16 protein-coding genes are annotated in these 20,625 nt (G+C 35.7%); 14 read left to right on the top strand and 2 right to left on the bottom strand.

All coding sequences use genetic code 11. From position 1 onward, the window contains the following. Complete coding sequence (gene rpsA, locus QE109_RS02775; protein ID WP_281092851.1) at positions 1-1,089, top strand: 30S ribosomal protein S1; 1,089 nt, start codon at positions 1-3, stop codon at positions 1,087-1,089. Between the two features lie 98 nt (positions 1,090-1,187). After that, positions 1,188-1,958 carry a CheR family methyltransferase gene (locus QE109_RS02770; RefSeq protein WP_281092850.1) on the top strand — a complete coding sequence of 257 codons (771 nt, stop codon included), beginning with the start codon at positions 1,188-1,190 and terminating at the stop codon, positions 1,956-1,958. Positions 1,959-2,040: 82 nt separating this feature from the next. Here the strand turns inward: QE109_RS02770 and pepF are convergent, their stop codons facing one another. Next, positions 2,041-3,852 carry an oligoendopeptidase F gene (gene pepF / locus QE109_RS02765; protein ID WP_281092849.1) on the bottom strand — a complete coding sequence of 604 codons (1,812 nt, stop codon included), beginning with the start codon at positions 3,850-3,852 and terminating at the stop codon, positions 2,041-2,043. Positions 3,853-4,017: 165 nt separating this feature from the next. Here pepF and QE109_RS02760 point away from each other — a divergent pair, with 165 nt between their 5' ends. The 11 genes from QE109_RS02760 (at position 4,018) to QE109_RS02710 (ending at position 17,538) form a co-directional block, all read left to right on the top strand. After that, positions 4,018-4,776: a MerR family transcriptional regulator gene (locus QE109_RS02760; RefSeq protein ID WP_281092848.1), complete on the top strand. Its 759-nt coding sequence runs from the start codon at positions 4,018-4,020 to the stop codon at positions 4,774-4,776. 317 nt (positions 4,777-5,093) lie between these two features. Further along, positions 5,094-6,869 carry an SLC13 family permease gene (locus tag QE109_RS02755; RefSeq protein ID WP_281092847.1) on the top strand — a complete coding sequence of 592 codons (1,776 nt, stop codon included), beginning with the start codon at positions 5,094-5,096 and terminating at the stop codon, positions 6,867-6,869. A gap of 17 nt (positions 6,870-6,886) precedes the next feature. Continuing rightward, entirely contained in the window at positions 6,887-8,077 is a 1,191-nt protein-coding gene (locus QE109_RS02750; RefSeq protein WP_281092846.1) for an MFS transporter, read from the top strand. Positions 8,078-8,135: 58 nt separating this feature from the next. Next, on the top strand, positions 8,136-9,617 hold the full coding sequence (locus QE109_RS02745) for a helicase HerA-like domain-containing protein (protein WP_281092845.1): 1,482 nt from the start codon (positions 8,136-8,138) through the stop codon (positions 9,615-9,617). Between the two features lie 180 nt (positions 9,618-9,797). Continuing rightward, positions 9,798-10,883 carry an HD-GYP domain-containing protein gene (locus QE109_RS02740; protein ID WP_281092844.1) on the top strand — a complete coding sequence of 362 codons (1,086 nt, stop codon included), beginning with the start codon at positions 9,798-9,800 and terminating at the stop codon, positions 10,881-10,883. A 164-nt stretch (positions 10,884-11,047) separates the two neighbouring features. Continuing rightward, complete coding sequence (locus QE109_RS02735; protein ID WP_281092843.1) at positions 11,048-11,827, top strand: ABC transporter ATP-binding protein; 780 nt, start codon at positions 11,048-11,050, stop codon at positions 11,825-11,827. Next, positions 11,820-13,025: an ABC transporter permease gene (locus QE109_RS02730; RefSeq protein WP_281092842.1), complete on the top strand. Its 1,206-nt coding sequence runs from the start codon at positions 11,820-11,822 to the stop codon at positions 13,023-13,025. The genes QE109_RS02735 and QE109_RS02730 overlap by 8 nt, the downstream gene beginning before the upstream one ends. Before the next feature lie 119 nt (positions 13,026-13,144). Further along, on the top strand, positions 13,145-13,741 hold the full coding sequence (locus tag QE109_RS02725; protein ID WP_281092841.1) for a histidine phosphatase family protein: 597 nt from the start codon (positions 13,145-13,147) through the stop codon (positions 13,739-13,741). Between the two features lie 179 nt (positions 13,742-13,920). Further along, entirely contained in the window at positions 13,921-15,114 is a 1,194-nt protein-coding gene (locus tag QE109_RS02720) for a pyridoxal phosphate-dependent aminotransferase (protein ID WP_281092840.1), read from the top strand. 172 nt (positions 15,115-15,286) lie between these two features. Continuing rightward, positions 15,287-16,567 carry a sensor histidine kinase gene (locus QE109_RS02715; protein WP_281092839.1) on the top strand — a complete coding sequence of 427 codons (1,281 nt, stop codon included), beginning with the start codon at positions 15,287-15,289 and terminating at the stop codon, positions 16,565-16,567. A 77-nt stretch (positions 16,568-16,644) separates the two neighbouring features. Then, positions 16,645-17,538, top strand: a complete 894-nt coding sequence (locus tag QE109_RS02710; RefSeq protein WP_281092838.1) for a response regulator — start codon at positions 16,645-16,647, stop codon at positions 17,536-17,538. A gap of 78 nt (positions 17,539-17,616) precedes the next feature. On the opposite strand, the gene QE109_RS02705 is transcribed toward QE109_RS02710, so the two are convergent. Then, positions 17,617-18,474, bottom strand: coding sequence for a hypothetical protein (locus QE109_RS02705; protein ID WP_281092837.1), 858 nt, complete (start codon positions 18,472-18,474; stop codon positions 17,617-17,619). A 266-nt stretch (positions 18,475-18,740) separates the two neighbouring features. On the opposite strand from QE109_RS02705, the gene QE109_RS02700 reads away from it, so the two are divergent. Further along, positions 18,741-20,378 (top strand): stalk domain-containing protein, encoded by a 1,638-nt coding sequence (locus QE109_RS02700; RefSeq protein WP_281092836.1) that lies wholly within the window; start codon positions 18,741-18,743, stop codon positions 20,376-20,378. Positions 20,379-20,625: the final 247 nt, after the last annotated feature.

Genomic DNA, 20,625 nt, shown 5'->3' with positions numbered 1-20,625 from the left:
ATGGCTGAAATGATGGAGCAAATCGAAGAATCATTGAAAATTCCAAGAAGAGGGTCAATTGTTAAAGGAAGCATAATTCAAGTTAATGCTGATGTTATCATAGTTAACATTGGCTATAAATCTGACGGCGTAATTCCTAGAAACGAAGTGTCTGCAGATACTAATTTCGATTTACAAGAGAATTTCAAAGAGGGTGATGAACTAGATGTGTTCATCGTTAGCCATGATAATGGCGAAGGAAACATTCTACTTTCACTAAGAAAAGTAAATGTTGATAAAGATTGGGAAGAACTTGAAGCAATTCATGAAAAAGATGAACCAATTTTAGTTAAGGTAACTGATACAGTAAATGGTGGTATTATTGCTTTCTACAAAGAAATTAGAGGTTTTGTACCAGCATCACAACTTTCAGACAGATTTGTTAAAAATCTTAAGCCATACCTTGGTCAAGAACTTAAAGTTAAAGTAATTGAAATCAACAAACAAAAAAGAAGAGCTGTATTCTCACATAAAGAATTTGCTTTACTTGAAAAACAAGCAGCAAAAGAAGCATTCTGGAAGAACATCGAAGTGGGTCAAGTGGTTAAGGGTGAAGTTAAACGCATCACTAACTTTGGCGCATTTGTAGATATCGGTGGTATGGATGGACTTGTTCACGTTACAGAGATGAGTTGGGGAAGAATTAAACCAGCTTCTGAGTTTGTAAGAGTTGGACAAATGGTAGACGTAAAAATTATCGATGCTAACAAAGAAGAAAATAAGATTTCACTATCGATCAAACAATTGACTCCTGAGCCATGGGAGACATTTACTGAGAAATATGAAGTAAATGGCATCTACAACGGTAAAGTTGTTAATTTAACTGATTTTGGTGCATTTGTTGAACTTGAACCAGGTATTGAAGGTTTAGTACATGTTTCACACATTGCTAAAGAGCACGTTGAGAAGCCATCAGACGTATTAAAAGTTAACCAAAATGTTGAGGTTAGAATACTTGAGTATGTATCTGATGAGAAAAAAGTGAAGCTTTCTATGAAAGCGGTACACGAACCAGTTGTTCAAGAAGCGGCTGAAGTAGAAGCTGAATAAAGACTCAATTATAAAAGCCGATTTTATATCGGCTTTTTTACTATCGTTTTTTATAGTCCAGTTATCGGAAACTAATTAATTGATTATTGGGGGATTTTATGGAAGGATATGAACAGTTTAAAGAGCGCGTGTTTAAAAAAACAAAATTGGATTTAACACTTTATAAAGAACGTCAAATGAAAAGAAGAATTGAGTCATTGATTACTAGACATGGCTTAAGTGATTTTGAATCTTATTATAAATTGATAGATTCAAACAAAGGCGCATTTGATGAATTTATTAACTATTTAACGATTAACGTATCTGAATTCTATAGAAACCCTACACAGTGGGATGCACTAAGAGAAGATATTTTTCCGGCCCTATTAAAGAGAACTAAGCGACCAAAGATTTGGTCAGCTGCATGTTCCACAGGTGAGGAACCGTATTCTTTAGTCATGTGCTTAAGTGAATTTGTACCACTAAAAGACATTAAGATTTTAGCAGTTGATTTTGATGATGAAGCACTTAACAAAGCGAAAATAGGAATGTATTCTGATAAGAGTATTAAAAATGTTCCAGAAGCTTATGTGAAGAAATTCTTTGAGCCGGTAGGTAAAGGTTTTAGAATCAAAGACGAAGTTAAAAATTGTGTTGAATTTAAGAAGATGAATCTTTTACTAGATGAATACCCTAAGGGATTTGATATGGTCGTATGTCGCAATGTCATGATTTATTTTACTGAAGAAGCGAAAGACGAAATGTATAAAAAATTCTACGGAGCTCTTGTTAATGATGGTTATTTCTTTGTAGGAAGTACTGAGCAAATCATTCAACCACAACGTTATAACTTTGAATCGAGTAAAACATTTTTCTATTATAAAAAGTAGTGAAAAAGCCAGTTTGAGTGATCAAACTGGCTTTTATAATTTAATTTTGATGCTCTAAGTCAATAGTTGTGGTGTGGATTTCTTATTTGTACAGTCTTTCCAACTCGTCGATAAGTTCACCAACATATGAAACTGCTGATTGCACTGGTTCAGTAGTGGACATATCTATACCTGCCATAAGTGCGAGGTCAAGTGGTCGTTTCGTACCACCAGCAGCCAGGACTGAAAGCCATCTATCTACAGCAGGTTTACCTTTAGAGCTGATTTCTTTTGAAACTGCAGTTGATAGCGTTAGTCCTGCTGAGTAAGTGTAAGGATACAAACCCATATAATAATGAGGTTGTCTCATCCAAGTCATTCCAGCAGCATCATCAATTTCCACTGCATCTCCCCAGAATTCTTTTATAACAGAGAGCTTTAAGCCATTAAGCACTTTAGCTGTTAAACCACCGCCGGCTTCAGCGTGGGCATAAACACGTCTTTGAAATTCTGCTTCAAGTAAGTGTGTCACAAAATTGTGATAGTAAGTTCCCATAAGTTGCAAAATCACCCAACGTTTCATTTGAGGTGAATCATTAGATTTCATCAAATGATTTGCAAGCAAAATTTCATTCATAGTAGAAGGAGCTTCCACAAAATAAGTTGAAGGGCGTGTATCGAAAATCCTTTGCGTTTTGTTTGCAATATTGAAATGACCAGCATGTCCAAGTTCATGTGCAAGTGTGAAAGCAGAGCGCATAGACTCTTGATAACTGATTAGGATATATGAGTGTACGCCATAAGGAGATGCGCAAAACGCTCCCGTTGATTTTCCGACGTTATCAGAGTAATCAATCCATCTTTCATCAAAAGCACGTTTGATGATATCTGTATAGTTTTCGCCAAGGACACCTAACGCTTCAATAATTACCTTTTGAATACTTTCGTAATTTGCTGGGGGATTGAAGGCTGAATCAAGCGGCGTTTTTAAATCGCAAAAACGAATTTGATCTAGTCCTAGCTGTTCTTTTTTTATTTGAGCAAAACGGCGCATATGTGGTGCCAATTGGGTAAATAAAATATCTATTTGACGGTTATACATGTCAGTAGATACTTTGTGAGGTTCTAATAACATCTCTGTTACAGATGCATATCCTCTTAGTTTGCTTATAGTGACCTGTTTTTTGACTTCAGTTGCATAGACAGATGCATAGGTGTTGTTATACATACTGAGCGTCTTAGTAAAAGAATCATATGCAGTTCTTCTGAGATCCGTATCAGGTGTAAATTCGTATTTAGTTTCAAAAAGTGCAAAGGAATTTGGTAATTTCTCTTCTTGATACTCGAAATCTTCAAATTGCATATCAGCGCCTTTGCTTACTTGGTAGATGCGATATGGTGCATTGAAAACTTCTCCTAAACTTGAGAAAGCCAGTTCTGTTTCAGGAGATAGCATATGTTCTTTTTGCTGATATATGTCATCTAGATAGTTTTTATATACATTTAGTGAAGGTAATTCTATAAATAGTTGATGATATGCTTCTTTAGAAAGTGAAGTGATTTCTGATGAGATAAAAGTCGCTTTTGCCTGAGCCCTAGTGGCAATCGTAGCATACAGCATACTGTCTTCTTGGTTTTCAGGATTTGTTGCATCCTCAGATTGTTTTAGGTTTGAGTAAGTACCAATTTTCACAGCTTCTTCATATGCCTTTTCAAGTAAAACAAGACAATCATAAAGTGTTTGTGCATTTGAGCAAAGTTTACCTTTAAAAAGGGCGATTTCATCGAATTTTTTCTCATTGGCTAAAAGTGATTCCTTCCATGCAGTTCTGTTTTCAAAAAGATGTGTAAGGTCCCATGTGGTTTCCACTGGGACATCCGAGCGAAGCATTCTTTTATTCGTACTTGATTGCATAATTTCCTCCATAAGATTATTTCGGTACCCTTAATAGTTTATCATATTTTTACTTAACTGAATTCAAAAATCAAAAAGTATACAAAAAAAATTATATGGATATTTAAAATAAACGTTTGACATTGACGTTACGTGAAGGTGTAGTATATGTTTATGGAGGTGCAGATGGAATATACAGTTAATAAATTGGCAGAAATTTCTGGTGTAACGAAACGTACACTTAGGTATTATGATGAAATTGAATTACTCAAGCCGGCGAGGATCAATTCATCTGGATATCGAATTTATGGACATTCTGAAGTGAAAATGCTTCAACAAATCCTATTTTTTAGAGCGCTTGATATTCCATTAGACGAAATCAAGAAAATTATGCTTTCTGAGGATTTTGATGAACTGAAAGTGCTTCATACACATTTTGAAAAATTGATGTCAAAACGTGCACATCTAGACCTGCTAATCAATAACGTCAAGAAAACAATAGAAGAAACTGAAGGGAGAATAACGATGTCTGATAAAGAAAAATTTGAAGGTTTGAAGAAAAATCTTCTGAAGGAAAATGAAATGAAGTATGGTGACGAGATACGAGCTAAATATGGAAACGATAAAGTAGATAAATCCAATAAAAAGTTTGAAGCAATGTCAGAAGAAACCTATGATTATGCGACAAAGCTAGCCGAAGAAATCATTGTTTTGCTCTTGAAAGCAATGGATGAAAATGATACAAAAGGTGACTTGGCAACGGCAACAGCAGAAAAACATAAAGAGTGGCTCATGCTATACTGGACGGAATACTCAAAAGAAACACATGCTGGGCTTGGTGAAATGTATGTCGCTGATGAGCGTTTTACACACTACTATGATCAACATAGAGTTGGTGCTGCGAAATTTTTAAATGAGATCATACATGAGTACACTGGGGTGTAGGGTGTATTTTATCACGAATTAAATAATGGGAGAGAGTAAACACACTTTCAGGTCATGCGTCCTCGTTCCTGCGGAATGACCTTCAAGTGTGTTTACTCTCTCCCATTTATACATATATGTACCATGATTTTAACACAACCTACATCTGGGGGTGATAAGAGATATGCGTCCTCGATCCTGCGGAGTGACATTCAAGTGTGTTTACCCTCTCCCATCTATACATAATAAAAACCTCTTTCTATTTACTGAAGTTTTATATCCTATCTATGAAAGTATAGGATATCTATGGTAAAATAATGAAATAAGTGGAGGTGTGTATGTTCGATCAGATCATCGTCATTTTTGTGATTTTATTATCTTTAACTTTGTTTATTGAGGCAAAGCTTAGGTATGACCTTGTAGCTTTAATTGCTTTGCTTATGATCACATTAAGTGGGATTGTATCTGCTGAAGATGCTTTTGTAGGTTTTTCACATCCAGCTGTAATTACTGTTGTTGCTGTACTTGTAGTGAGTCGAGGGTTGATTAATGCAGGGGCTATGGAGCCTGTAACAGCACTTGTAAGCAGCTTAAGTGGTGGGATTGTAACCAAGCTAATGGTTCTCATGGGAATTACTGCGTTTTTCTCAAGCTTTATGAACAACGTTGGTGCTTTGGCACTTACGATGCCGATCGCTATGACTGTAGCTAAACAGAATGATATATCTCCTTCTTTTTTACTGATGCCAGTGGCATATGCCTCTCTTTTGGGCGGATTAGTTACTGAGATTGGCACGCCACCAAACTTGATTATCTCAATGTATCGACAAGAATTGCTAGGGACACCATTTCACTTTTTTGATTTTGCACCGGTTGGGATGGGACTTGCAGTAGTGGGGATTATCTTCGTTGGTTTAATTGGTTATCGTTTAATCCCTAATCGTAAATCCAAATCAGATTTAGATACTTTATTTAAAGTTGATGATTATTTATCTGAAATTATTATTCCCGAAGGTTCAAAACTAGCAGGCAAATCACTAATAGAATTTTCACAGCTTCATGGCTTGGAGATCAATATACTTAGTATTATTAGAAATAAGGTTAATATCGTCGCACCTCATGCAAGGGAGACGTTGGAAGCGAGAGATCTTCTGGTAATTAAGATTGATCCTAGTGAACTAACAAAGTTAATTGAAAAAACTGATGTAATATTAAAAGGAGCAAAGTCACGTGGAGATTACAGTATCAAAGACTATGCACTTTGGGAAATTGTAATCAAGGATGATTCTCCACTGATTGGGCAAACAGCAAAGACAATTAATTTGCGAAATGCTTATAATGTCAATTTAGTGGCTATATCTAGACAGGGGCAACAACATAGGGAAAGGCTTGGAGAGACGATCTTTAAACCGGGAGATATTTTGTTGCTTCAAGCTGCAGATCAAAACATACGAAATGTTTTGACGAGATTAAAGGGACTTCCTCTGGCTGAGAGAGGGTTACAGATTAATTTAGGTATATTTAAAAAGAAACGAATCCTCGGTATGGGTATCTTTCTCGTATCGATTATAATGACCAGTTTGGGGATTGTGCCAGTGCAGTTATCGTTTACATTAGCTGCAGTTACAATGGTGCTGTTTAAAATCATGACTTTGAAAGAGGCATATGAAAGTATAGAATGGCCAGTGATCTTCATGCTTGGTGCAATGTTGCCACTTGGTGAGGCGTTACAAAGTACAGGTGCGGCAGATACAATTGCTTCGTTGCTTTTACTAACACAGCGCGTATTGTCCCCAGAATTGCTTGTGGGGCTACTGATGCTGGTGACTATGCTGTTGACCAACTTGATTAATAATGCTGCTGCAGCCGTCCTAATGGCACCTATAGGGATAAGTTTAGCGCTAGGACTCGGTGTGTCTATTGATCCGATGTTGATGGCAGTTGCAGTAGGCTCTTCTTGTGCGTTTATGACGCCAATAGGACATCAATCGAACACACTTATAATGGGACCAGGGGGATATCATTTTGGCGATTATTGGAAAATGGGACTTCCGGTAACGGTAATATTATTAATTATAGGAACACCGCTTATACTAATCTTTTGGCCATTATAGCCAAGTCGGGGGGAAACATGAAAAAGGAAGTAAAGATATACTTTGCAATTTTAGCACTCACTGCTTTTGGGCTTGGTATGACCAACAATGTCATCTCGAATTTCTTTAAAGACGCTTATAACGTCACGGCTTATCAAAGAGGTTTTTTGGAATTTCCAAGAGAACTACCGGGACTTATAAGTGTTTTTGTCATTGCAGGTTTATCATTCTTAAGTGATATTAGGATTTCAATGGTTGCACAACTTTTAAGTGTTATTGGGATTTTTGTTTTAGGGATATATACACCTTCGTTTAATGTGATGATTGTCTTTATCTTTATCAATTCACTTGGTATGCATCTATTTTTTCCACTTCAAGACAGTATTGGGCTTGAACTTGTTGAAAAAGAAAACATGGGAAAACGATTGGGTCAGTTTAAAGGCTTTTTTACAGGCGTTCAAATGGTAGCTTCATTATTTGTCTTCTTTGGTTTTAAAATGGGATTTATGAGTTTTGAGAAATCAATGAAAACACCTTTTATCATAGCAGCCGTTATGTTTCTCGGTGTTTTCGTATTGCTTCTTTTTCTGGACCGGATTGTAAGTGTTAATAAACCTCATGTAAAGCAGAGTGGCTATGTATTTAGAAAAGAGTATAAGTACTACTATACATTGGTGATTTTGTTTGGTGTTCAAAAGCAGATCATGATGGTTTATGGACCTTGGGTACTTATAGACCTTTTGAGTAAAAAAGCAGATACAATTTCTATCTTAACTGTAATTGGTTCATTTATAGGCATCTTTTTTATACCTGCAATCGGTAGATTGCTCGATAAATATGGCGTAAAAAAACTGTTGTATTTTGATGCGCTTTCATTTATTGGTGTTTATCTTGTCTATGGTTTACTCGCGATGGGATATGTCAATGGAAGCATCCAAACTGCTGGCTTAGGCGTAATGCTAGCCTATGGTATATTTATCATTGATCGCATGTCTACACAGATGGGGATTGTTAGAACGATTTATTTAAGAAAAATTGCACTTTTTCAAAGTGACGTAACGCCGACGCTGACACTTGGGCAAAGTATGGACCATTTTGTTTCGATTATATGTGCTTACTTGGGCGGTATAATCTGGAGTGTGTGGGGACCACAATACATCTTTTTTCTAGCAGCAGGATTATCGTTTATCAATTTATTTGTAGCATATAAGGTCGACATTAAGAACTAAGAAGTGAAAAATTAGAACTAAAAAAAATTAGATTTGATTTGAAAGGGCGGGCGTTTAAATGGAAAAATTTAGAATTGCAAAGAAATCTAATGGTACATATTTTGGACCATGTCTTGAGATGATCAATCGACATGGTTTGATTTCTGGTGCAACGGGAACAGGTAAGACCATCACAATGAAACTCTTTGTTGAATCACTGAGCCAAAAGGGAATTCCTACATTTGTTGTTGATGTTAAAGGGGATCTCAACGGATTTGAAATTGCCGGAAAAAGCAGTGATAAGCTTGTAAAACGCCTTGAGATGTTGGCTGAAAATTTGCCTGATTTTCAATCGTTTCCTGTTCAGTATTGGGATTTGTTTGGTGAAAATGGATTACCTATTCGCACAACGATATCGGATATGGGACCTCTTCTACTTTCGCGGTTACTGGACCTCAATGATGTACAAACAAGTATCCTGCATACACTTTTTAAACTTGCAGATGATGAAGGACTATTACTTCTTGATTTTAAAGACATTAAGGCACTTGTTGATTTTGCATATGCCAATAGCACATCGCTTCCAGAAGGCTATGGCAGTTTAAACAAAGCCTCATTGAGTGCGATCATGAGACAACTCAATGTTTTCGAACAACAGAAAGTATCTGACTTTTTTGGTGAACAAGCACTTGAAATTGAGGACTTTATTGGTTTTGATGAAGGAAAAGGATTTATCAATTTAGTGGATGCCTCAAAACTATTTATGAACCCAAAATTGTATTCAACATTTTTACTCTGGCTTTTATCAGAACTTTACGAGACATTTCCAGAAGAAGGGGATCTGGAACAGCCTAAAATGGTGTTTTTCTTTGATGAAGCTCATTTGATTTTTGATAAGATTTCACCAGTACTTTTAAATCAAATTGAACAAGTTGTACGCCTAATTCGATCAAAGGGGATTGGGATCTATTTTGTCACACAATCACCAACGGACATCCCAGATAGTGTACTGGGTCAGCTGGGAAATAGGATACAACATGGTTTGAGAGCTTATACAGCAAAAGAGATTAAACAGCTAAAACTAGCTGCACAAGGTTTTAGAGTCAATCCTGAACTTGATATTGAGAAAGCATTACTTGAACTTGGTGTGGGCGAAGCATTGGTTTCCTTTTTAGATGAAAAGGGAGTGCCCGAAGTGACCGAACGTGTACAAATCCTAGCGCCTTCGAGCGCTTTTGGGCATGTTGATGGTGTGGATTGCTTTAAGAATTTATCACTAAAAGCAAAATACCAATTGCCACTTGATCGAGAATCAGCCTTTGAAAAATTACATGAAGTTGCAAGCAAAGCTAATTCAGCTAGAGATAAAGGTAAAGATACAGATAAAGATATAGGTAAGAAAGAGAGTGCAACGCCTAAAAAACAAGCCGCACCTAAAAGAAGAGGAAGAAAGCCAGATACAATGGTTGAGAAAGTAACAAAGTCTTTTCTGTCTTCACTAGGACGATCAGTAGGGTCGAGTTTGGCGAGAGGACTACTTGGAACACTAAAAAAACTGTAGCTCTGATGGTGCAATGAATACCGCTATTTATACAAATTTATTTTAAAAATTAATATATATTAAGGTTTTTAACATAATATATATAAAAAAGTTGCATTTTCTTTGAAATTGGCATAAAGTAAAGCATATATAGTGCCGAAATATATATAGAATGCCAAAAATATACTACATGGTGGGGAAATGCAAAAACATTTTATAGGTGGGGTTATTCCCGGCTCTATCATCGCCCAAGATGTATACGGTTCAGATGGAATCCTTCTCATTAAAAAGGGGAGTATGTTTCGTGAACAGTATATTCCTCGGTTTATAGATGCGGGTGTACAAGAAATATTCGTTGAAGAAAATGGATCCATGACACCTGAAACGATAACGACCATCAGAAAATCTTTAAATATTCAAGATGTTATTCATGATAAAACCCGTACGCATGCTCAAAATCAGATTAAGAAAACGATGCTTAAGTTTAAATCTGTGAGCAATACGGATGTCCAAAAGATCAGCCAGATCGTTGAGGATATGATTGAACAGCTGCTTGATAAAAAAGATTTTGTTTTTGCGCTGTCACAATTGCGCTCGGTGGACGATTATACGTATCAGCATTCAGTCAATGTGGGTGTACTTTCCTTAATAATTGGAATAGATTTAGCGCTTGAACAGGAACAACTCAAGCAGCTTGGTATGGGAGCTATTTTGCACGATATTGGCAAGATTATGATCCCAGAAGATATTATCAAAAAACCTGCTAAGCTTACGAATGAAGAGTTTAGAGAAGTTAAAAAACATACAGAGTATGGTTATGAGATACTGATACAAACAGATATACCTGAAGAGGCCGCTAGAATCGCTTTACATCATCATGAAAAATTCGATGGTACTGGCTATAGTAGAGGTTTAAGAAATACAAAGATCCCTTTATTTGCAAGGATAGTTGCGGTTGCTGATGTTTATGATGCCATGTCTAACGACAGAGTTTATCAAAAAAGATCTGCACCAGACAAAGTCTTTAGAGAGATTACACATCTTGGAGATAAGCACTTTGATACCAAGATTATGGAGACTTTTGCAAGACACATCAACATCTATCCAACAGGGACAGGGATCGTGCTCAATTCAGGGCATAGAGGGATTGTACTTTATCAAAATAAACTGTATCCAGAAAGTCCAATCGTTAGAGTGTTCCTTCCCAAAGACCAGGATTACAAGCGGTTGTATTTTGATTTGGACTTATCGCTGAACACAAAATGGTATATTATAGAGACTTTTTAAAAAGAATCGAGGCAAGTGCTCGGTTCTTTTTTAATGAAATTATAATAATTTAATAAGCTAGTTTTTATAATGACAGTGTATGATAAGAGGGAAGCGACATTGTTCGAATAAGAATAAACATCAAGTAGTAAGTAAAAGGAATAGAATGATAAAGGAGATTGACTATGATTCAAGTGAACGGACTCAAAAAATCCTTTAAACTTTCCAAAAAGCAAATGATGGAAAACGGTAATAAGGATAAATTTAAAGTAGCAGTAAAAGGAATTGATTTTCAGGTGCATGACAACGAGATTTTCGGACTTATCGGACCAAATGGCGCGGGTAAAACCACGACGATGAGATGCCTTGCAACCTTGATTAATCCTACAGAAGGATCGGTAAATGTCAACGGTTTTGATGGCGCGAGTGAAGGTGAAGCAGTTAGACGAGAACTCGCTTTTCTAACCAATGAGCTAAAACTAGATACACATTTCACACCTGAATACACCACTAAGTTTTTCGGTCGACTTCATGGACTTGAAGAAAATGTAATTGAAGAAAGAATGAATCACTTATTTGATTACTTTGGTGTAACGCCTTTTAAATTCACAAAAATAGCAGATTTGTCTACTGGGATGAAGCAAAAATTGTCTATCGTCGTTAGTTTAATTCATGATCCGCAAGTAATAATCTTTGATGAGCCTACTAATGGATTGGATATTATCACTGCGAGAGCTGTAACGGAATATTTAAAAGAGCTCAAGCAGCGTGGTAAAACCATCATTATTTCTACACATATGATGCATGTAGCTGAAAAACTTTGTGACCGTATCGCTGTAATAATGGATGGTGAGATCAAAGCCATAGGCTCACTAGACGACATTTATAAGTTGACGGGCAAAGACAATTTGGATGACGCCTTCTTCAAACTCTATGATATCTCGGGAGGTCAACAACATGTTTAAATCTTTGATGATCATTATGAAAAAGGAACTACGCCGTGTTTTCACAGACCGACGTTTGATTGTTACGAACTTTATATTACCAGCAGTTAGTATCGCAATTATCTATTCGCTAATGGGTTTTATGATTGGCAAGACAACAGATGATATTGAGGCGCATACAACTACAATTCTTAGCGTTAACATGCCTGCAGACGTTGCAGCCAATATAGATGCTGACGAAACCATGGTTTATACCGAGATGGCGATTAGCAAAGCAGATGCAGGGGCAAAAATCAAGGCTGGGGAGTATGATTATTATCTTTACTTTGACCCAGGTTTTTCTGAGAAAATAGTGAATTACACATCAGGAGAATTGCCAAAAGTAGAAGGGCTATATTCACCAAAAAGTGATTTGAGTCTTGAAGCGAATTACAAAGTTGGAAAGATGCTCGATGGTTACAAAAACCAAGTACTGGCAAATCGATTGGGCGGAGAATCATTCTTACAAGCTTTTGATATGGAAACGGCTGAAATAGAGATTCCAAAAGAAGATAAAGGACTGGATCGTAGTATTGCTAACTTAATCCCTATGCTGGTGTCTATCTTCATCTTTGCAGGTGCAATGGGGATCGGTATGGATTCTATAGCAGGTGAAAAAGAAAGAGGAACTATTGCGACGATGCTTTTAACACCAGTGGATAGAGGTGTCATCATCGGCGGGAAAGTGCTTAGTCTTTCAGTAGTTGCACTTATCTCTATGACATCATCCTTTATAGGTGTTATACTTTCTATTCCATTTAGTGCTAAGTTTTTATCATCTGATGGAAACTTTGATATGTCTCAATTTGCACTAGGTGGCAATGAGTTGTTTATGTTCTTCTTATGTATGATTGGCCTTGTCGGTATGTATGTAACCATCATCTCAGTATTATCGATGATTGCCAACTCACTAAAAGAAGCAGGTGCTTATATCACACCAGCGTATATGCTTGTTATGATCACAGCATTTATGAACATGTTTAGCGGCAGTGATGTGAGTAGCGTCAGCTATTACATCCCAATTTACAATAACCTCGTTAATATGAAGCAGATATTAACAGGAGATGGTAATTTTATCCATGTGTTAATCGCATTTGGTACTTCTACGGTGATAACACTTGCGCTACTAGTTGTTTCGAGACAGTTGATGCATAAAGAAAAGATTGTATTCCCTTCATAATTTGGGAAGCCACATGAATTGAAAATAGAACACGCCTGAGAAAAGACTTGGGCGTGTTTTTTGATATCACTTTACAAGTGCGCTGACTTAAAATAAAATAACTAAAGGAGGCGGGAAATATGTTGAATTTCTATATTGTAAGACATGGACAAACTGAGTGGAACACAGAGAGACGATTCCAGGGTTGGCTGGATTCACCACTTACGGAACATGGCATTGAGAGTGCTTTGGCATTAAAAACACAACTTGAAGATTATAAATTTCATCACTGCTACACCTCGCCTAGTCAGCGTGCTGCGAGAACAATGGGACTTATTTTGTCTGATCATCATCAGAGTTTTACTACAGATGAAAGGCTGAGAGAAATTAAACTTGGGCCTTGGCAAGGAATGAGACATGAAGATATCGAGAGAGAGTTCCCAGAACAGCTTGAAATTTTCTATAACCATCCTGAAAATTTTTGGCTATCAGAGGCGGAGACATATCATGATGTATATGATCGTGTCCAGTCATTTTTGACGGATCAAATTGCGCTACATATTGATAAAAGCAGACCGCATAATGTACTGGTCATGACGCATGGCGTTACACTGATGGTGTTTCAACTGATCTTTGATGGTAAGCCAGTGAGTGAACTTAGAAACTATAGTGTGGCAAAAAATACCCAAGTCCATCATTATCAATATACTCCAGATGGTTATTTAAGAGTAGAGTAGATAAACCGTAGATAAACCAGAGATTAACAGAGAAAGTACCTTGTTTTATAAATAAAAAAAATTGGCGAAATGCTTAATTTTAGTAAGTAAAGCAACCTTAAAAATTGTTTTAAGTTCTATACAAAGTAGCCGCTTAGTTGATATACTAGTCTCGACAATATTTGATTTTGGAGGTCTATATGAAAGCGTTATCAAAGAAAAATTTAGGTATAGAAGAATCTATGACTTTGGCTATTACAGCTAAAGCTAAGCAACTTAAAGAGAGTGGCGTCAATATCGTGAGTTTTGGTGCTGGTGAACCTGATTTCAATACACCAAAGAATATCAGAGACTATGCAATTGCAAGAATCGAAAAAGGTGGCAATGGCTATACTGCAGCATCAGGCTTAATTGAACTTAAAAAAGCCATCTGCGCTAAACTTCTTAAAGACAACAACTTGACATATGCACCCAATCAAATCGTCGTATCATCAGGTGCAAAACACAGTCTTTTCAATGCACTTCAAACAATCTGTAACCCTGATGATGAAGTCATCATCCCATCTCCATACTGGGTAAGCTATTATGAACTTACTAAGATGGCTGATGCAGAGCCTGTTTTAGTAGAAGGTGCTGCATCTAATTCCTTTAAAGTTACTGTTGCGCAACTTGAAGCAGCAGTTACCGAAAAAACAAAAGCCCTTTTAATTAACAGCCCTAACAACCCAACAGGAGCGGTATATACTGAAGAAGAACTTCGTGCAATAGGTGCATTTGCAACAAAGCACGATCTATATATTATCTCTGATGAGATTTATGAAAAACTCATCTATGGTGAAAAACATGTGAGTATCGCAAGTTTATCACAAGACTTATATGAAAGAACGATTGTCGTAAACGGACTTAGTAAAGCTTATGCCATGACAGGATGGAGAATAGGTTATACAGCTTGTTCGACAACGATCACAAAAGTCATGAGCAATATACAATCACATGCGACATCAAACCCAAACACAATTGCGCAGTACGCAGGAATCGAAGCACTTAGTGGTGATCAAACGCCGATCGAGGAGATGCGAGTAGCATTTGAGGAGCGAAAAGATTATATGGTTAAAACCATTGGTGAGATTTCAAACGTATCTTGTGTCGCACCAAAAGGCGCATTTTATGTGATGGTAAACATTTCACATTACAAAGGAAAAACTGTAGAAGGCGTTTTAGTAAAAGACTCGCTTGATCTTGCAGCAGTGTTGATCGATCAAGCGAATATCGCTGTGATTCCGGGGATTGCATTTGGCGTAGATGACTATATCCGCCTGTCGTATGCGACAAGTATGGAAAACATCATAGAAGGTCTTAAGCGTCTTAATGATTTTTGTGTGAAATACGCATAGCGTTAAATATTAAAAACCAAGCATCTCGATGACGGAGTGCTTGGTTTTTTCTTTGCTTAAATCTATCCATCTTGCTACCTATATAAATTATAGCGATGTTATGATATTATTATGTAATAGAAATAAAATGCAAAAATAATGCATATAATGATAATTTTAATTGGAGTGTAGTATGACGATTAACAAGCAAAATATTGAAAAATTACTTCTAGTTGCGGTATTCACAACCTTTATGGGTCAAATATATATGTTGCCATTTGGTACAAACTTTAGGCTAACTTTTGCTGTAGTGGTACTGAATATTTTGATGCTCACTTTCCGTGAGATTCAGCCGTTTATCACGATAAACCTGGTTGGTATACTGATGTTCTTGGTGCGGAGTGTTCTATATGTTCTTAATGGAAGTGGGACTCTCTTTCAAGCCTTTGGCACTTATTATCCAGTGATCTTTTTTTATATCTTTTATAGTATTTTCTTTGTCCTTTTAGATGTGAGAAGTTTAGTTAAAACCCCATATGCATTATTTTTAAGCATATGGATCTGTGATAGTATACCGAATATCATCGAGGTTATCGTTCGCCAAGAGTGGAGAAGCGTTAACTTTGAAGAAATCATATTTACAATTATCCTCATAGGACTTTTAAGAACCTTTATAACCACGATTCTCGTATATGTCTCACGTTATTATTATGAAAAATCAAAAGAACGTGAGAATCATCATATATTTGTAGACCGAATCATGTTGATGTCGAATTTAAAAAATGAACTGTTTTTTCTTAGAAAGTCTAAGAACGATATCGAAGATGCTATGCAGAGGAGCTTTACCATCTATGAACAAGCCGAAGATTTAGAGCTTAAAGAGTCAATTTTATCTGTAACGAAGGACATCCATGAGATTAAAAAAGATTATACACGTGTGATTTCTGGGCTTGAAAAGAGTATCAAAGATTCACCTATTTATAACATGAACATCAAAGAAATTTTTGAAATTGTCATGTCCTCTAACAAAAAATACGCAATTTCCAGACGTGTGAGCATGAAATTTAGCTCTAACATTGGTTTTGATTTTAAAACTGAGGATTATCTTGCACTTATCTCAATTTTAAATAATATCGTGACCAATGCAGTAGAGGCTTTTAAATACGAAGGAAAATGTGCTATAGAACAGCGTGTTGAAGAAAATCAAATGATCTTTGAAGTTTCCAATGATGGGGATGGTATTGATCCACAGGATATCCCACTCATTTTTGAACCAGGTTTTTCAACTAAATTCAATGAAAACAACGGTGTGATGGCATCAGGGATAGGACTCACGCATGTCAAACATCTTGTTGAAGACTATTTTGAGGGTAGTATAGAAGTTGTGAGTAAGAAAAGTGATCAAACATGTTTTAAGATCTCGATCCCTATGGAAAGGATGCTTACTAGCAGAAGTAAAACAAAAGAAGAATAAGCAAAAGAAGAATGAGCAAGTTATGCAGAGCATAATCGTATATTTAGGCATAAAATGTAGGAAGTTTCGGGGGGAATATGAACTACAATTTTTATCTGGTGGATGATGATCCAAGTGTTTTGAGTATACTTAGCAAGATCATCGTAAGCAACAATTTAGGAGATGTCATAGGTAAATCGAGTGAAGGTGAACATGCAATAGCTGAGATCGTGAGATTAAAACCAGATATATTGCTAGTGGATTTACTTTTACCAAAAAAGGATGGCATTCGGGTCGTGCAAGAAGTCAAAGGTCACTATCCAGAGATTCCATGCATCATGATCAGTGAGGTCTATTCGAAAGACATGGTCTCAAAAGCCTACAACAGTGGCATTGAGCTCTTTATTAACAAACCCATCAACGTGATAGAAGTGATTAACGTCATCAAACGCGTGGATGAAAAATTGAAAATGAAGCGCGTCATTGATTCTTTTCAAACTGCTTTTCAGAGTATGCAGTCACTTAAAGAAGCCGTTCCAACAGCAGAAAACCTTAAAAATCCCAAACTTGAAAGTGCAAGGCAGATTTTTAACCACCTTGGCATTCTCAGTGAAGCCGGGACGAAAGATATCCTCAATATGCTTGAGTTTATCTTTGAAAAAGGCGATGCCAACAAGCGGAATATCTTTGATCACAAACTTAGCGATCTTTATGACTATGTTTCTATTAAGTACGAGAAAGAGAAAGGTGAGCTGGTGAGTGAGAAAGCAATAGAGCAGCGCATCAGAAGGACAATTGGACAAGCCCTTGGTAATATCGCAGAACTTGGACTACACGATTATGAACACCATGTATTTGAAAAATATGCATCATCTTTATTTGATCTTCGCGAAGTGCGAAAAGAAATGGACTATATCAAGCGAAACAGCAAGACAAGAGGGAAAATTAGTATTAAGAAATTTATCCTTGGACTGATTGAGGAAGTGAATTAAAGTTATTATAAAATTAGTCAAAAAAAGCGTGCTATTCATCAAAGTTGATGATGATTAGCACGCTTTAATTTTTATAATTTAATCGTTTTCAACAGTGTCAATCAACGTTCCATGCCAAGTATGAAACCAAACTGTGCCCGTTAGACCATTGACACTTAACATTCCTGCAGTAGTACCATCTTTATCTAAGTGAAAAGTATAATACCCATAAAATGAGTGCGCATCATTTTCAATCGTATAGTCATCTGAATAAATTGAGGCAATATATTTTTCGGCAAAGACTTTTGCATCATCAAGTGTTAAAGTACTATCAGTGCTTAAGTATTTCTCATCTAATAAGTTGTTGCCAAAACCGTAGCTTTGCATATTCGCCCATCTATTTGAAAAACCCATCATGTTGCCAAACAAATAGTTACTACCAAAGCCCATCATGTTGTCAAAATAAGCTCTATGATCGACGTTCAACTTATTATCATAATTTGAGTTATTGCCGTTGCCCATCATGTTACCAAAATATGAGCTATTGCCTAGTCCCATCATACTGCCAGTACCCATCATGCTGTATTTCAAATTCCACATCATATTGGGTCCAAACTCAGGGTAGACGTTACCAGTATAAGGATTCACTAGAAGTTCCATTGCACCTCTACCTGTATCACTTTCCATAATTGAAAAATAATAATCGGTGTCTTCATAGATGAATATATCGCCAATCATAAGCTCTTCATTGTAGTTTGAAATATACTGTTCAACATTTTGCTTTAAAACACTGAGATCAAGTTTGTCACCAGTGTTATTTGATAAGTTAGTATTTTGACCATAAGCGCCTCCCATCATTCCACCGTGAAAATAACCGTTATTTTGTGATGAGTTCATCATACCTGCATAGCTGTTTGTACCTGAAATTCCCGAAGTAGCAAAGATTAGACTTGTCATTAATAAAACTATCATTATTTTTTCATTGTATTCTCCTTTTCATGTATTTAACTTTTAACTCTACACCACGACCAAATGCCATATCCTATAAGGATCTTATCAATAGAATGTGGCTGAATTATGATTATTGATTATAATTATTGAAATTATATATTTTGAATGATGTAAATCTAACGAATGGAATAATTGACAAATTACAATTTAGATTATATTATAATAACAATTACAAAATAGATGTATAAAAACAATCAAAAAAGGAGAAATAATTGAAAAGAAAAAGTAAATTTATTAATTTTATAACAGTATCTTTAATTTGTTTAATTCTGTTGGAAACAATAGTAATTGGCATCCCTGTATTTGCATTGACTCAGGATATAAATGTAATTGTCAATGGCAAGAAGCTAGAATTTGAAGTTGACCCTGTAATTGTTAACAATAGGGTCCTAGTCCCGTTAAACGTTATTTCAGAATCGCTACATCTAACTTTTGAAATGGATGAGAAGTTATCTAGGATATCCATACATAAAAAAGATAGAGAATTGATAATGTATATTGGAATGGAGTATGCAGTTGAAGATGATGATTTTTATTTTTTAGGCATCCCCCCTCAAATTATTAAAAACAAAATTTTTGTACCAATTGGATTTATTAGTACGTTCTTTGGTGCAAATATTGAATGGGATGCAATTACTAAAACAATATCAATATACAACGATGATGACGACATAATTATTATTGATGATTTAATTTTTGAAAAATATATCAGAAATTTAATTGATAAACCGACAGGTGATTTAATTAAGTATGATGTTAGGTACATTACGGAGTTAAATTTAAATAAGTATATAGATGAAGCGATGGAAGATTTAGTAGATATCTCAGCTTTAAAATATTTTGAAAATTTAGTTGATTTAACAATTCATGTTACGGAAGTAAGTGACTTGGAACCTATTAAGAATCTAAAAAAATTAGAGGAATTGAATATAAGTTTATCGCCAGTTGAAAACATCGACGCATTAAAAGGACTTGTTAATCTGAAATATTTATATATTTATAATTGCCCAGTTAGCGATTTGTCCCCACTAACGAGTCTAACAGAGTTGAATGTGTTAAGTCTAACCAATTGTCCTGTAACTGATTATTCTGATCTTAAGTCACTTGTAAATCTAACTAATTTATGGATAACTGATTGCCCAATTTCAGACATCGAGCCTTTAAAAGACTTAACTAATTTAACAGATATCAGAATTAGAAATACGGATGTTTCTGATCTTTCTTATTTGACAAATTTAAGTAAACTTAGGAGGGCTGATTTAAGTTATAATAAAATTACAGATATTAGTCCACTTAAAAATTTAATAAAACTGGAAAATTTAGATCTTGGCGGAAACAACATTTTGGATTACAAACCAATTATAGGCATGCTACCATATTTGGAAGTCGATTTCAGCATGCAACAGTTGGCGATCGATCAAGCTAAAATTATATTGAAAAATATTATTAGAGATAATATGTCTGATTTAGAAAAAGAGAAAGCTATACATGATTATATTGTGTTGAATACAAAATACGATATTGAAAACTATAAAAATTATACGATCCCGGTTGATTCACACGAGGCATATGGCGTTATTTTGTATGGTGTAGGTGTATGTGATGGTTATGCGAAAGCAACTTTGCTATTATTGACACTTGCAGATATTGAAGCGGAGATTGTAACTGGGGCAGCAAAATCAAGTACCTTTTGGGAATCACATGCATGGAATAGAGTACTAATTGATGGTGTCTGGTATAATTTAGATGTAACTTGGGACGATCCTGTTCCGGATAGAGGTCCATCAACACCAAGAACAAAGTACTTTAATATGAGCGATGAAACATTTCGAATAAATCATAGATGGTAAAAAATTAATCGTTGATAAGTATTTAATGAATAATTTGTTAAAATAACTGTTCACAAATTAATGGTTTGTTTTCAAAGTGAAAATTGTTATAATTAGAAGGGGAAATTTTCCCCTTTTTTTTCGTGTTAACAAAGTGGATAAATGGCAAAGCCATTTTTAAAGTCACAACTTATTTGTGACATAAACTAAGGACGCAAGGTCCGAAGTTTTTTTATAATGAGGAAAGCTTGTGCATATAGCATAGGCA

Origin of the sequence: Fusibacter bizertensis, from assembly GCF_029914245.1 — a bacterium.
Classification (GTDB): domain Bacteria; phylum Bacillota; class Clostridia; order Peptostreptococcales; family Acidaminobacteraceae; genus Fusibacter_C; species Fusibacter_C bizertensis.
This window is presented reverse-complemented; position numbering and strand designations above follow the sequence as displayed.